The 13,372-nt window shown below is 39.2% G+C and carries 12 protein-coding genes, 1 other RNA gene and 1 pseudogene; 5 read left to right on the top strand and 9 right to left on the bottom strand.

Going from position 1 to position 13,372, the window contains the following annotated elements:
• A partial coding sequence (locus ACFIMG_RS00135; RefSeq protein WP_375678433.1) for a helix-turn-helix domain-containing protein occupies positions 1-280 on the top strand: 280 nt, incomplete at its 5' end.
• 352 nt (positions 281-632) lie between these two features.
• On the opposite strand, the gene ACFIMG_RS00140 is transcribed toward ACFIMG_RS00135, so the two are convergent.
• The 3 genes from ACFIMG_RS00140 to ssrS form a co-directional block, all read right to left on the bottom strand.
• Entirely contained in the window at positions 633-1,454 is an 822-nt protein-coding gene (locus ACFIMG_RS00140) for a TIGR00282 family metallophosphoesterase (RefSeq protein WP_375613599.1), read from the bottom strand.
• Positions 1,455-1,472: 18 nt separating this feature from the next.
• Positions 1,473-2,078: a 5-formyltetrahydrofolate cyclo-ligase gene (locus tag ACFIMG_RS00145; protein WP_375678442.1), complete on the bottom strand. Its 606-nt coding sequence runs from the start codon at positions 2,076-2,078 to the stop codon at positions 1,473-1,475.
• 343 nt (positions 2,079-2,421) lie between these two features.
• Positions 2,422-2,582, bottom strand: a non-coding RNA gene (ssrS, locus tag ACFIMG_RS00150) — 6S RNA.
• Positions 2,583-2,759: 177 nt separating this feature from the next.
• On the opposite strand from ssrS, the gene ACFIMG_RS00155 reads away from it, so the two are divergent.
• Complete coding sequence (locus ACFIMG_RS00155) at positions 2,760-2,927, top strand: hypothetical protein (RefSeq protein WP_375678434.1); 168 nt, start codon at positions 2,760-2,762, stop codon at positions 2,925-2,927.
• Between the two features lie 747 nt (positions 2,928-3,674).
• On the opposite strand, the gene ACFIMG_RS00160 is transcribed toward ACFIMG_RS00155, so the two are convergent.
• The 4 genes from ACFIMG_RS00160 to purE form a co-directional block, all read right to left on the bottom strand.
• A complete protein-coding gene (locus ACFIMG_RS00160) occupies positions 3,675-4,460 on the bottom strand; it encodes a tetratricopeptide repeat protein (RefSeq protein ID WP_375678435.1) in 786 nt (261 codons plus the stop codon).
• A 157-nt stretch (positions 4,461-4,617) separates the two neighbouring features.
• Positions 4,618-4,743 (bottom strand): type B 50S ribosomal protein L36, encoded by a 126-nt coding sequence (gene ykgO, locus ACFIMG_RS00165; protein ID WP_004863016.1) that lies wholly within the window; start codon positions 4,741-4,743, stop codon positions 4,618-4,620.
• Between the two features lie 3,134 nt (positions 4,744-7,877).
• Positions 7,878-9,053, bottom strand: a complete 1,176-nt coding sequence (locus tag ACFIMG_RS00170) for a 5-(carboxyamino)imidazole ribonucleotide synthase (protein WP_375678436.1) — start codon at positions 9,051-9,053, stop codon at positions 7,878-7,880.
• Position 9,054: 1 nt separating this feature from the next.
• Positions 9,055-9,552 (bottom strand): 5-(carboxyamino)imidazole ribonucleotide mutase, encoded by a 498-nt coding sequence (purE, locus tag ACFIMG_RS00175; RefSeq protein ID WP_375610656.1) that lies wholly within the window; start codon positions 9,550-9,552, stop codon positions 9,055-9,057.
• A gap of 838 nt (positions 9,553-10,390) precedes the next feature.
• On the opposite strand from purE, the gene ACFIMG_RS00180 reads away from it, so the two are divergent.
• Both ACFIMG_RS00180 and ACFIMG_RS00185 read left to right on the top strand, forming a co-directional pair.
• On the top strand, positions 10,391-10,543 hold the full coding sequence (locus ACFIMG_RS00180; RefSeq protein ID WP_273790835.1) for a DUF5993 family protein: 153 nt from the start codon (positions 10,391-10,393) through the stop codon (positions 10,541-10,543).
• Positions 10,544-10,553: 10 nt separating this feature from the next.
• Entirely contained in the window at positions 10,554-11,135 is a 582-nt protein-coding gene (locus ACFIMG_RS00185; RefSeq protein WP_375613594.1) for a disulfide bond formation protein B, read from the top strand.
• Between the two features lie 754 nt (positions 11,136-11,889).
• On the opposite strand, the gene ACFIMG_RS00190 is transcribed toward ACFIMG_RS00185, so the two are convergent.
• Complete coding sequence (locus ACFIMG_RS00190) at positions 11,890-12,132, bottom strand: hypothetical protein (protein ID WP_375678437.1); 243 nt, start codon at positions 12,130-12,132, stop codon at positions 11,890-11,892.
• A gap of 421 nt (positions 12,133-12,553) precedes the next feature.
• Between ACFIMG_RS00190 and ACFIMG_RS00195 the strand changes: the two genes are divergently transcribed.
• Positions 12,554-12,730, top strand: a complete 177-nt coding sequence (locus ACFIMG_RS00195) for a hypothetical protein (protein WP_375693546.1) — start codon at positions 12,554-12,556, stop codon at positions 12,728-12,730.
• Positions 12,731-13,298: 568 nt separating this feature from the next.
• Here the strand turns inward: ACFIMG_RS00195 and ACFIMG_RS00200 are convergent.
• Positions 13,299-13,372, bottom strand: a pseudogene (locus tag ACFIMG_RS00200) (transcriptional regulator); the annotation flags it as partial.

Raw genomic sequence — 13,372 nt, forward strand, 5'->3', positions numbered from 1 at the left:
GTCACAAAAGAAATTAGGCAGTCAGTTAGGTGTGACTTTTCAACAAATCCAAAAATATGAAAAAGGCTCTAATCGTATAGGCGCAGGGCGTTTACAGGAAATTGCCGATATTCTTAATGTTCCTATTGCCTTTTTCTATACGGATCTCTCGACAAAAGAAAACGTCTTGTATTGCTGTGATGAAGGGATCGCAAGCAAAGAGGAGCACATCCTTTTGAAAAGTTTTAGAGAGCTCAAAGCTAAAAAGCAGAAAGCAATTTTAAGATTAAATTTTCGTTAGAATCAAAAAAAAGATTAAAGAGGCTCTTGCTAAATAATAAATTATTATATAAAGCTTTTTTTAGAGAAGGGGGTTAACATTTCTCCTCCCCCCCCCCCCGCAGAAATGTCCAAATAAAACCTCCTTCTCATCGTTTTAAAAATCACGAAAATTTTTATCCTTTATCCTTTATCTTTTATTTTTTTTTAAAAGAGTGACTTATTTGTGCTAGAAAAGTTGCTGTATTAGGCAAATTGGAGGGCGGGGTGTTTTTAGTAGGGATTTGGGAAGGGCTGGAAAAGTCGTCTTGCCAAATAGAGTTCTCAAAAGGAAATATTGGAAAGAAACTATCAAAGGGGCGGCTTAAAAGAAGCTACCAAAAATCCGGAACTTCAGGCTTTAAATGAGGACCAATCCGTACCGCCGAGACCTTTTCTGCTAAACCGGTGCGATCTGAAATCTCAACCGCTAAACCACAAAGGGTGGCGGGACCACACGCCGGTTCAAAACGATCTTGCTTTGTCTTATAAAGAAAACGGTGTAAGGGTTCTTCTTTATCCATTCCAAGAGAGGAATTATAATCTCCACACATGCCTGCATCTGTTAAATAGGCGCTCCCACCTTCTAAGATTTGCGCGTCAGCCGTGGGAATATGCGTATGGGTGCCAACGATAACACTCACACGACCGTCAAGAAAATGGCCAAAACATTGCTTCTCGCTTGTCGTTTCTGCGTGAAAGTCAAAAATAATCGTATCGGCTTGCTCCATCAACGAACAGGCAAGCAGAATATTTTCCGCTGTTTCAAATGGATCTTCTACTTTACACGGCATAAAAACGTTGCCCAACAGATTGGCGACAAGAACACGGGCGCCATTTTTTGCCGTAAAAACACCAGAACCTTTTCCAGGAGTTTCTTTCGAAAAATTGGCAGGGCGTAAAAAACGATCACTCTCATGGGCATACTGCAATGCTTCTTTGTGAGAAAAAGCATGATTACCTGTGGTGACAACATCAACACCGGTTATCAAAAGATCTTGATACGTTTCTTGTGTGAGACCAAAACCACCAGAGGCATTTTCACCATTTACCACAACAAAATCAAGCTGCCATTTCTCAATCAGTTGAGGAAGGTGTTCAAAAACAGCTTTACAGCCTGTGCTACCAACAATGTCACCTAAAAATAAAAAACGCATAGGCGCTTTAATCACATTTTAACATTTTAAGAAACCTTTTTCTGTAAAAATTCCTTGTACCTGTAGATCATATTCTGTCGGAGGAATAGAGGAAACCTCCTGACATGAAAATCCTATGCCCCATAATATCATTTGATGCCCTTGTTTTTCAAGAGCTGCAATAGCACGGTCATAGTATCCTCCTCCATAGCCAAGACGGTGACATTGACGATCAAACGCAGAAAGTGGAACAATAATATTATTGGGGGCAACAACGTCATTGTCTGCACCCGGACCAAAGGTGCCAAAACGCATGGGCTCTAAAATCGTGCTGGGCGAAAATGCACGGAAAATCATGGTGGTGGAATCAAGAACTGCTGGTAAGGCTAAATGCCCACCGCGTAACGCTACAGCATTCAGTAATGGACGCGGGTCAATTTCCGATTTAATGGGCCAATAGCCTGCTAAAATGAGGCGTGAAAAATCGGTGCCCTTCTTTTCAAGGTATTCAATAAAGTGGCAACAAGCATGCTGCGAAAAGAGTGCACGCTCTTCTGTTAAAAGAGCATCACGACGCGATAAACCGCTTTTGCGTTGCTGTGTGCGAAGGGATGAAGCAGATTCATAGAGGGGATTATTTGTCATTGTCTCGTCAATTGTTTTATAAGATGCTGGTATTTTATCCATTGTTGGCGTTTTGTAAATCTCTGTATGGACCAAGAGCTGTGCTCATGAAAAAAAAGCATGAAAAAAAGTGTGTGCTCTTTAGGGGGCATCTTGGTGCGACAAGCCGCTTTTGCGTTGCTTGCGTGCGAAGAGGTGAAGCAGATTCACAGAGGGGATTATTTGTAAGTGCTGTTTGTTTTATAAAATAAAGCCTATCGTAATTTTTATTTCTTGAAAAGAGAGTATCGTCATTGGTCTTATGTAAAAGGACGCTCTCAATTTTAGCTGGAAAAATTTGATGTAAAAAAGTTATATAAATAAAGGGTGATCCACAACAGCCGATGGAAAAAGCTGATCCCGGGAACCTATACAAATAGGTGGGCGCCATATGAAAAAGCCCACGGGCTTGATCAGGGACAGCTCCCTTGGAGATCATTAAGGTCTCAGGAATACGTTATTTCCTGTCGAGAAGCGCAGAACACCCTCCTTAATATAAAACAATTTCAGAGCTTCTGCTAGAGATAAAATAACCTCGCTCTCTTCTTTTTCATAAAGTATTTCAGGAGAGATTGATGATATTGTCGGTGGTTGCTCGAAATGGCTGTATGATGGATGGCTTATTCAAAGTAAAAAAGCAAAAATATGAGTGGGGGTGGGTGATTGAGTGACGTAGAACGGTTTATTGGCAATGGCTTGATTGGCTCTTTTGGGACAGTGCTTGATTTTTATGTTTCGGGGGTAATGCTTGGAGGAGTTTTGAAAGGAATATTTCTTATTCAAGGATGTTGGTTGAATTGGTGTTGCACCTTTGAAGTTTTTGCTTTGTGAAGCCATATTTCAGGGCTGTTTTATCAACTTTGAGGGGTGGAGGAGAGCCGATACGGTATGTGCTGCTATGGTTGAAGCTCAAAAATAAAAAACAGACGATGACAGTTTATCAGAGGCGCTAAGCGATGTTTTAAGCTTTTTTCAAAAAGTATTTTTTGAGGATCGTGTTTACAAATTTTTTTATCCATGATGGAAGGTGTGAAAAGAAGAAACGGCTGAAGAGGACTCCGGCGTGGAAGCGTTTGCTTGCTATGAGAAGAAATTCTGTAGGGAGTATATTGGCAGTGTTTGGAAGATGCCTGCAATACAAAAAAGTCCAAATTCAAAAAAGGCACTGTGAATTGTGTGGGGGGTGATGGTGTGGTTATAAGCAGGGGCAGTTTATTGAGTGGAATGTGAAACAGGTCTTTGCCGTCTTATCTAGGTTTGAAAGGATGCCGTAAAGTGTCTTGTTCTTGAATGGTTTCAAAGAGCTTGTGGTGATTGTTCGTCTAACAGAGCTTGCACGCGCTTTTGAATCCTGCGTATTTGTGGAGTGTAATCCAATGCTGTTTCATCAATCTTAAGAGCCAAGTTTTGGACGCTCTGTTGCTTCCATAGTAATGGCTAAGTTTCAAAAAAGGCACTGTCAATTGTGTGTGGGGGGGGGGTATAAGCAGGGGCAGTTTATTGAGTGGAATGTGAAGCCGGCTTGCGTCTTATCTAGGTTTGAAAAGATGCCGTAAAGCGTCTCGTTCTTGAATGGTTTCAAAGAGCTTGTGGTGATTGTTCGTCTAATAGAGCTTGCACGCGCTTTTGAATCCTGCGCATTTGTGGATAGTAATCCAATGCTGTTTCATAAGCTTTAAGAGCAAGTTTTGGACGCTCCGTTGCTTCCATGACAACGCCAAGTTCAAAAAAAGCACTATAATTGCGCGGCTCAAGTTCAAGAGCATGGTTGAGATCAAGCAGGGCAAGCTTGAAATCGTTCAGTTGAATGTGAATCCAAGCGCGTCTTATCCAAGCTTCAGAATGAGTAGGTAAAAGTGCAAGAGCATTGTCAATATAATCAAGCGCAAGTCCATAATCGTCGCTGTTGAGTGCATTTTCAGCCCATGACATCAAAAGATCAATCGTCTCGCTCCCCGATTGGGACCATAAATGTTGAAGCTGTTGACTGATCTTTTTCGCTTTAGCAACATCAGCACAATATTTCAATTCTTTGAGTAAACGTGAAATTTCTGCTTCTTTGCGCTGCTTAACTCTGTCAACATGGGAAAGCTGCTCTTTGTCAAGATCTTCAAGAATAACCGCCGAAGTATCAGAATCGGAGGGCGTTGAGGAAGGGGGAGGAGAATTGGGAATAAGATCATCTAACGGTAAAAGCGATTGTGGAGAAGGCCGATCTTCAGGAAGAGAAGGAGGATTTTGCCCATAGCTCGAGGGAACAAAACAAAAAACGCCAACAAAAAAAAGAAAAAACGCACGCTGAAAAATACAGAAAAAACGCAGCTGAAAAAATCGAAAGGCTTTTAAAAAAATAGAAGAATCCATAAAAACAAGCCCCCAAAAGATAAATCACCAAATATTATCAAATACTAGACTTGTAATCAACGGACTTATAACCAAAAAAACGCAAGAAAAATTTTTTAAGCCTACAATCAAAGTAGGCATAAAAATATTGATCCTAAAGAAATTAGTCCTAAAAGAATTAGCCCTGACGTGCTCTAAAACGTGGGTTCGTTTTATTAAGAATATAAACACGACCCTTACGACGCACCAAACGATTGTTACGGTGGCGCTCTTTTAGTGCTTTAAGCGAATTTTTAATTTTCATCATATTCACCGTTTAAATAGTTTACGTAACACAATACTATAATACAATATTAAAACACGAAAATACAATATTACAACCCCAATAGACTGCTCACTTTAATGAGCATTGCATTGCGATATCGTACTTGCATGATAACATCACACGATACACTTTTTCACTGTGATCACAAAAAGAAAAGCGCACTCTTAAGGTACGCATTAACCACTTCATTAGCACAACGATAAGTGAAAATTGCAAAAAAGTAGGAGAGATTTAACAAGAAGTCTTATTCTTGTCAAGGGTATATCCCTTACAAATTCCTTAGGGTGTGTTAAGGGTTGGCCTTGAAGGTAAAAAATTTCTCGTAAAGAAGGACACAAAAAAGCACAAAGAGTGAAAAAAAGTAAAAGCTTCCTATTTGTGAGAAAATAATCCTGTTTTTTCGTAACATATCATCGTTAAGTAAGGCTCATGTAAAATTTATAACATGAGGTGTTTTTTGTTCGTGTGTGAGGATATTCTTAAGGCTTATTCTTAAAACCTAAAAAATAAACCGCATGATGATGACAAAGATGATGAATTGATAAGGATAAATTTCTATTGTTCAGAGAAAACATAGTAAAATAAGAGTTTTGCATAGTCTTAAGGTTTTCTCATTGCAAATCTGTGTATCTTTAAGCATAGCATTCGCTGCTTGCATATCATAAGCGGGATTGATCTATGGTAAAGATACTTGAAGATAAGGAATAAAACGGTCTTTTATGAATGCTTTCAAGTACAAGAGAGTGTTGTAACATTGGGGGCTGACAAAGCGGTGTGATGAGGTTGGTGTTTACGCTTCATAAGCTTGAAGAGGGGTGGTGCACTATGAATGTTTAAGCTATTACCGAGAGCTTTCACTCTATGACGGGGGCTACTGTTGTGAAGTGGTGGCAATGTGCATTGGCCAAGTGTTTCTTTAAAACAAGTGCGTAAATTGGCAACACAAGTGTCTTCTGTTTGAGGCTTTTATTTTACGTGAGGGGTGAGAGGATGTTTGGTTTGGGAATGGATAAGCTTAGTGCTGTAATCATATCCTGTAATTATATCTTTGACGTGGAGATCAGGGACGGAGCGGAGCGCTCGGTACTTTTAATGAGGGATTAAATCTGTGCTGTTAGAGTGAAAGATTATGCATAAATTTCTCTTTTAAGGCAATAGTTTATGATTTTTTGCAACCCAATTATTTCTATGTGGGTGGAGTGCTGGATATTGTCAAACGGAGGGGGAATTCAAATTATCCGGTGAGGGAACCAGTATAGTGAGAATATACTTTGGCTCTTGAACGTGGATAGTTTGAATTCCTTTTAATATCCATGCTGTAGAAAAATTTGATCTTCCCAAGGGTGGTCTATGATGATGTTTATTGAAAGAGTGAAAGGTTCACATTGTCTGGCGATAAACGTAATAAAAGCATGTCATAATACCAATTTATATACATGTTGCAAATGCCAAAGAGAGCTGACGTAATGATCATTGGTATCCCGATCGATAGGGGTAATGACTCTCTTCCTACTGCGAGGTATGTTAGACAAAGAATTCCTGCCATTAATAAAAAGCCTATCGCTAGGATTTTTATTACGAAAACAATGGGTTTACGAAAGGTTAAAAGAAAGAGGAACAACATATGTCTAAATGGACCCCTTTACGTTTTTGGGGAGGAACAGACTGTGCCGCATTTAAAGTTTCTTCTTTATTTTCATTGTTTTCATCTTTGAGTTTGTTTGAAGAGATACCCTCCATTATTTTCCCCTTTTGTATGGTATCTTTGCTATAAAAAGATCTAAGTTTGTGCTGAACGTTAATCACATATTAAGATAAGATACAAGCGAAATTATTTTATTATTGTTAGAAGTGAAGTATTTTTTCGCATAATGAGCGTTTTAAAGGCAATGATAGTGTTAAAATAATAGTATTAAAAAGTATAGTTTAGCTTTATCAGGATAATAAAATAAACATTTATATTTATAAATTATTAGGTGCTCTTGAAAGAAGCTTGGATTGAGAAAAATTGTGGGAACTTCATGAAGCGCTGGTCTGTTGGGGGTGACGAATGTCATTGCTGAGCAGGATTAGAGAGTTACAGACAATCTCTTATGGGTGGTTAAGAATATGCGTAAACAAAGTGCGTTTACGATAAGGGGAGTTCATAAAGAATTGTGCGAGATGCAATAAAGAGATGCCATAAAACCAATGCGCATTATACGGTGGTGATGCACCTTATAATTCATTGTTTTAACAGGATTAAAAGGTAGGAAAATGGATGCGCTGAAAAGAGAGGGGGCGTGAGAGAAGAAAAATTGATCTGAAAAGAAGAAACTTAAGCCTTTGGGGAGAAGTTCAGGAAACCTTTTCGAGGAATGTGTTGGGGGGGAATTAACGAAAGGAGAAAATCTTCTATCCGTTGAAGGAAAAAGAGAGAGGAGAAAAAGAAGAAAGTTGCTATGCTGGAGGGGGCTATCGTCTGGCTGATATTGGGCCGAATTCTCGAGAGTTGTTTGGGGAGAGTAATACGTTTTACCTCTTTGCAGCGATTTTATGGAAAACAAAACGATGCTTTTGTGAAAATGCTTTTGTGAAAAAATGAACATAAGAAGAGAAGCTAGAGACAATAAAAGCGCAATCATGGGGATTGGTATCTATGGGGTGCAATAGATCAGTCTATTTCTTAAAGATTGGCATTAAAAGAAAAATGAAGGGGCTGCGTATGTTATAGGGGAATATTTATGCTGTGGGAGGTGGAGGGGTAGTGAAGTTGGGGGCTGGTGGATTGTTTTTAGCCGTGGGGGGATATTTTTGAGAAAAGGAAGAGGAGAAGAGCTAGGGGGTGGAGTTGAAGGGTTGGGAGCGCTTGTTGTGCTGCTTGGATATCGGTGTGGAGTGAAGTTTTGTTTTTGAGGGCGGATGAGATGTTCGTGTAGGATGAAGCGGTTTGGAGGGGAAAGAGGTGATGTTTTTAAAAGAGCAGGGCTTGTAGGAGGGCGTGAAGCCCTGCTAGGGGCGAATTAAAAGGTTAGGGGCGCTTTTGAAGCCGATGGTTATCGGTGTGGGGGAGAAGTTGTTTTTTCAGTTCATTGGGGGGAAAAGTGTGAAAAAGTATTTGTATATATGTGGGCTTAAGATTTGTTGGCTGGTCCCAGTAATTGGATGATATGCCCCATTTTGCGGTTGGGGTGAACAGTGCTTTTGCCATATAAATGGATCGAGGTGCGCTCTTGCTTCAGAAAATATTTTAACGTGCTAAAATTGTTACCAAGAAGATTGGTCATTTGGCAATCGCTATGGCGATAGGGACTGCCTAAGGGAAGTCCGCAAATAGCACGGATATGCTGTTCAAATTGTGAAGTTATGCATGCCTTTTGTGTCCAATGACCAGAATTATGGACACGCGGTGCTAATTCATTCACTAAAAGATGACCATTCGTTAAGACAAAAAGTTCAATACAAAGAACACCAACATAATCGAGGGCATCCATGACTGTTACACTGATTTCTTGAGCTGCTTTTTGCACGTCAAGTGGAATATGTGATGGAACAAAGGACTTATGAAGAATACCATTTTTGTGTTGATTTTCAGGGCAGTCATAAAAAATATGTTCTCCTTGTTTTGTACGTGCCGAAAGAACCGAAATTTCCGATAAAAAAGGGACTATTTCTTCTAAAATACAAGGCTGTTCCTGAAAAGTCCTTAAGGCTTCGTCAAGGGTCTGTTCATCTGGGTGATCAAGCTTGATCTGGTTTTTTCCGTCATAACCAAAACGACGCGTCTTTAAAAGACCACGTCCGCCTAAGGTATCAAGAGCGGAAAGAAGAGAAGAAGAATTGTCAACAGCGTGCCATAACGCGGTGCCAATCCCTTGATCACGCAAAAATTGCTTCTCAAAAAGTCGATCTTGCGTGATCTCTAATGCTTTGGAAGAAGGATAAACAGGCTTACTCTTTTCTACATATTGAACCGTTTGAAGCGAAAGATTTTCAAATTCATAGCTGACAACATCACACTGAGAAATAAAATGATCTAAAGCTGATATATCGTCATAGGAGGAAACAATATGGTTGTTTGCTGTTTGAGCGGCTGGGCAATCGGCTTCAGGGCAAAAAATAACGGTTCGAAATCCTAATTCTGCAGCCGCCATGGCGAGCATTCTTGCTAATTGTCCCCCCCCGATTAAACCAATGACGCTGCCTGGAGGTAACATGGTGAAGGGAGTGGTGTTGGCTAAGGTGGTGTTGGACGAGGTGGTGTTGGTTGAGGAGGCGTTGGCTGAGGAGGTGTTGAAAAACGGTGCCATTTTAAACCTCCGTTACAGGCGTTTGGGCGACATTGGCTGTTTGTTGTTGACGCCAATCTTCTAATCGTTGGGCGAGATCATGGTCATAAACGGCCATAACGGCTGCGGCTAAAAGGGCTGCATTAATTGCACCTGCTTTGCCAATTGCTAATGTGCCGACGGGTATCCCTGCTGGCATTTGCACGATTGAAAGCAAAGAATCTTGACCAGAAAGAGAGTGAGAATGCACTGGAACGCCAAAAACAGGAAGAGGAGTAAGGGCTGCTAACATACCTGGAAGATGCGCTGCACCCCCCGCACCGGCAATTAAAACTTTAAACCCTGCTTCTTTTGCTTCTTTTGCAAATTGATAAAGGCGTTCAGGAGTTCGGTGTGCTGAGACAATATGCGAACTATGAGAAATACCAAGATTCGTCAAAATATCTGCACTATGGCACATCGTTTGCCAATCCGATTGGCTCCCCATTAAAATCGCCACATCACATGATTTTTTCATCATTCTCTATCCTTTTCAAAGGTTCAATGCGATTCTTTATCATTATTTTTTTAAAGTTTTATATTCTTTTTGCAAAGCCAATTGATGACAGAGAAACAGTTATTTTTCAAATAAGGCGGAAAGCTAAAAATTTAAAGGGGATCTCGAGAGATGAAAAACTAAAGTATTGAAGGCATGAAGCACTTCTTGTGAGGGGGAGGGTAATGTCACGGGGTGGCGTGGGACCCATGAGGCTGTTGAGCTTGCGGTATTGTCTTTTATTTAAGATAAGAGGGAAAAATGTATTGGGGAAAAGCCATTGATTATAAGTTTTTTTAAAAAAAATGTCTTATTTTTTATTTGCTAAAATAAACAAGATCACCATATGATATAAAATCTGTTGCAATTTGAAACATTGCTTATGAGAAAAAGAGATTTTTATGTCAAAAATGTGTTGCAAAATGAGGATATTCTTTTGAGAAAAAAAGAGATGTATATCTCTCGATTTCAAAGCCTATTTATTTTGTTGTTCAAGTGATTCTTTTGTGAGTGGGGGATATAATCTTTATAGGGGATATAATCTTTATAGGGGATATAATCTTTATAATTGTCGATATATCTTTAACAATGGCTGATATAAGGGGAAGCGAATAATCAATGCTTTTGTGCTTTTAACGCTTTTGTTGAGATGTGCTTCTGAGCGATTATATCGTTTTTTCACTTAAATATAATGGCAATATCAATCGCGAGTGACGAATTGTGAATAATAAATCCATGGTCTCTTTTTTGCCCAATTTTGTAATATGGTGAACGCTGAAATAAATAAGAGTTAAACAACGGATGTAAAGGAGATTTAAAAGCTATGTTTCTTCCATTTTTAATCGCTTTAGGTACTGCAGTAACGACTATGTGTGGCAAAAAAAATATAAGTTATGCTTTGTGGGCAATTTTATTCGTTGTCATTCTTCTCACTTTCAATCATCACGCAACTTCTACTTTAAATTTATCTTTTTGAGAGAATAGCCATGGAACATGTTGAACAAAAAAATCCTCACTTCGTCATCTTTATGAATACGCTAGGACTCTTTGGGTTATCTATTGTCTTGGTGGTGGCTTTTTATTATCAATTGGTAAAGTTTGAGTTACCTTGTCCCCTTTGTTTGCTGCAGCGCGTTGGATTGATGCTGGCAGGTTGTGGGTTCTTACTCAATATTCACCATAAGGTGAAAAATACCCATTATGGTATGGTTATTCTTGGTTGTATGGTAACCAGTGCTGTGGCAGCACGGCAAGTGTTTTTGCATATCACACCCGATGATTTAGGATATGGTTCAACATTCTTTGGATTGCATTTTTATACTTGGGCTTTCATTATTTCTGTCCTTTGTATCTTTGCTGTCTCATTTGTCATGATTTTAGGCGAGTTGGCACACAAGTTCAAAGAATTTTCTCCTTTTCCAGTCTTGAGTAAAGCGGCAAGTTTCTTATTTGTGTTTTTGATTGCGGCAAATTTGATTTCTACCATACTGGAATGTGGTGGTGGGCAGTGTGCCGATGATCCTGTAAGGTATGAATTGTTATCAAATTGGTTCCCTTCACAGTCTTGAAATTTTTTAATAATCCCTCATCATAATTTTTATTGTTAAAGAGGCGGAAATATTTAAGAATCCGCTTCTTTTTTATTTATTGGGAAGACATTTTAGCAAGATTGTTCGATAATCTGATCTTTTATACCAACGCTGGCTTTTATGAGCGCTGGCGATTGATATTTTTTTAGCGAAGACTTGTACTGTGAACCTTTTATGCTGTCTTTTGAGAGAGATGAAGGGATTGATTGGCTTGGAGGCGTTTGTAGAGAAGCCCCGGACTTTTGAGCCGCGTAGGTTAAGAAGCCTCGTTTTTTAAAGGTGCATTAACGATAAAAATTTTTTGTTCTTGATTTTTCTTAACGTTGTGTTAAATTGATCTTTGTATTCATTTTGGTGCTTCTAAAGCGTTTTTATTGCTTCTAGAGGGATTAATTTAAAATTTTGAAAGTTATGTGAATAATTTTCTGCAGAGGTTTGTTTATTAGAAGCAAACCTTTTTTTTTTATCTAAGTTTTAGATGTTTTCTTTCAGTGTGAAGCCTTTTTTTAGAAAAAGGTAAGCGTCTTGATGATGACTCTCTTCTTTATTAAGATATTGATTTATAATAATAAATAACCATTTTTTACCGTGAAGCGCGTTGCTGAATATAATAAAATTTCTCATCACCAGTTCTCTCATATTAAATCAATTAAAATTACTTGGCTTGTACATCATAAGTGGTGGGGCGTGCATGTGGGTCAAAACTGTACAAGAAAGGCAAGCCTTTAATGAATTATCTCTTGAACAGAAGGCTGTCTGCAACATTGGGAGCTGGCAGAGTTTTTGTGATGATGCCGGCCTTGTTCTTCCATAAGCGTAAACGTGTTTTTCCATAAGCGTAAAGATAGGGGAGGGCTGAAAGGATTTTATATACTTCATGGGGGCTTACCATTTCTTTACGGGCGGCGTTTTGCAAAATGGGTGTGATGAGCGTTGAGAGATCTTTCTTTAAAACAAGCGCGTGAATATGCAACACAAGTCTATTCCTTTTGGTGCGTTTTGTATTACGAAAAAAATTGATTTATAAAAAGGAGTTATCGTTGTGGATGTTGAACGAGAAAAACGAAAAGCTTCTCTCATTTCAAACTTTCTTATAGTCAATTAATTAAATGTGCTCTTCTACGTTACAAAAAAGCACTGGGTGTAAATAAAAATTCTTTTAAAAGTCGTAAAATGCTTCTTATGCACCCTTTTGATCGTTAGAATTTTTCGAAAAATTTTATGCTGCTCAATACAATAATAGGGCGGTTTATATCTATGATTTCAGTGAAAATAGGGGGAGTTAGATGAAAAGGGAGGCGAGATTTTAATGACAGTTGTTGAAAACGTTATTGTGTAATGCATTTTTTACAGATTTTCTGCTTTCTGTAAATATGTAAAAGCGTAAAAACGGAAATGTGCAAAAAAGGAAGCTGGGACTTTATGTGGGGTGTATGATTTTATCATGGCATGGAATGTGGAGAGAAGATTGGGGGGATGAAGAGGTGGGGGTGTTGAGGAGAGAGGGTGTGGGGAAAGTTATTTTTGAAGTGGGATTGACCGGTGCTTTGCGTGATCTTACTTTAGGGTGGTGAAGGGGCAAGAATATTTTAAAATAGGAGGTATCTGTCGCGTTTGATGCAACATTATCCTTTGTGGTGTCGTGATCTGAAATCAGCAGGGGAATTGGCTAGAGTAAGAAGCTGTATTGTTGACAAACCTATGTTTACAAAGCGGTGCGAGAGGNAGGGTGTGGGGGGTGAAGAGTTTATGAAGGGAGGGGAGTTGGGATGAAGAGGTGGGGGTGTTGAGGAGAGAGGGTGTGGGGAAAGTTATTTTTGAAGTGGGATTGACCGGTGCTTTGCGTGATCTTACTTTAGGGTGGTGAAGGGGCAAGAATATTTTAAAATAGGAGGTATCTGTCGCGTTTGATGCAACATTATCCTTTGTGGTGTCGTGATCTGAAATCAGCAGGGGAATTGGCTAGAGTAAGAAGCTGTATTGTTGACAAACCTATGTTTACAAAGCGGTGCGAGAGGAATTTGAAAGTTTCGTTTGGCTGCTTTCTGTAAATGTGGAGAAGCATCAAAACGTTGATCCGTAAAATAAAAACGTATATCCGTAAAATGATGCGGAGGATTTATGCTTTGTGTGCGCTTTTGCTTAATCAGAAATCAGCCACAAGATTGCTTTTTGTTTTTTCGGCTGGAGCTCTCTAAAATTTTTCAAAAGTGAAT

This window comes from Bartonella sp. AP11XZML (assembly GCF_042196445.1).
Taxonomy (GTDB): Bacteria; Pseudomonadota; Alphaproteobacteria; order Rhizobiales; family Rhizobiaceae; genus Bartonella.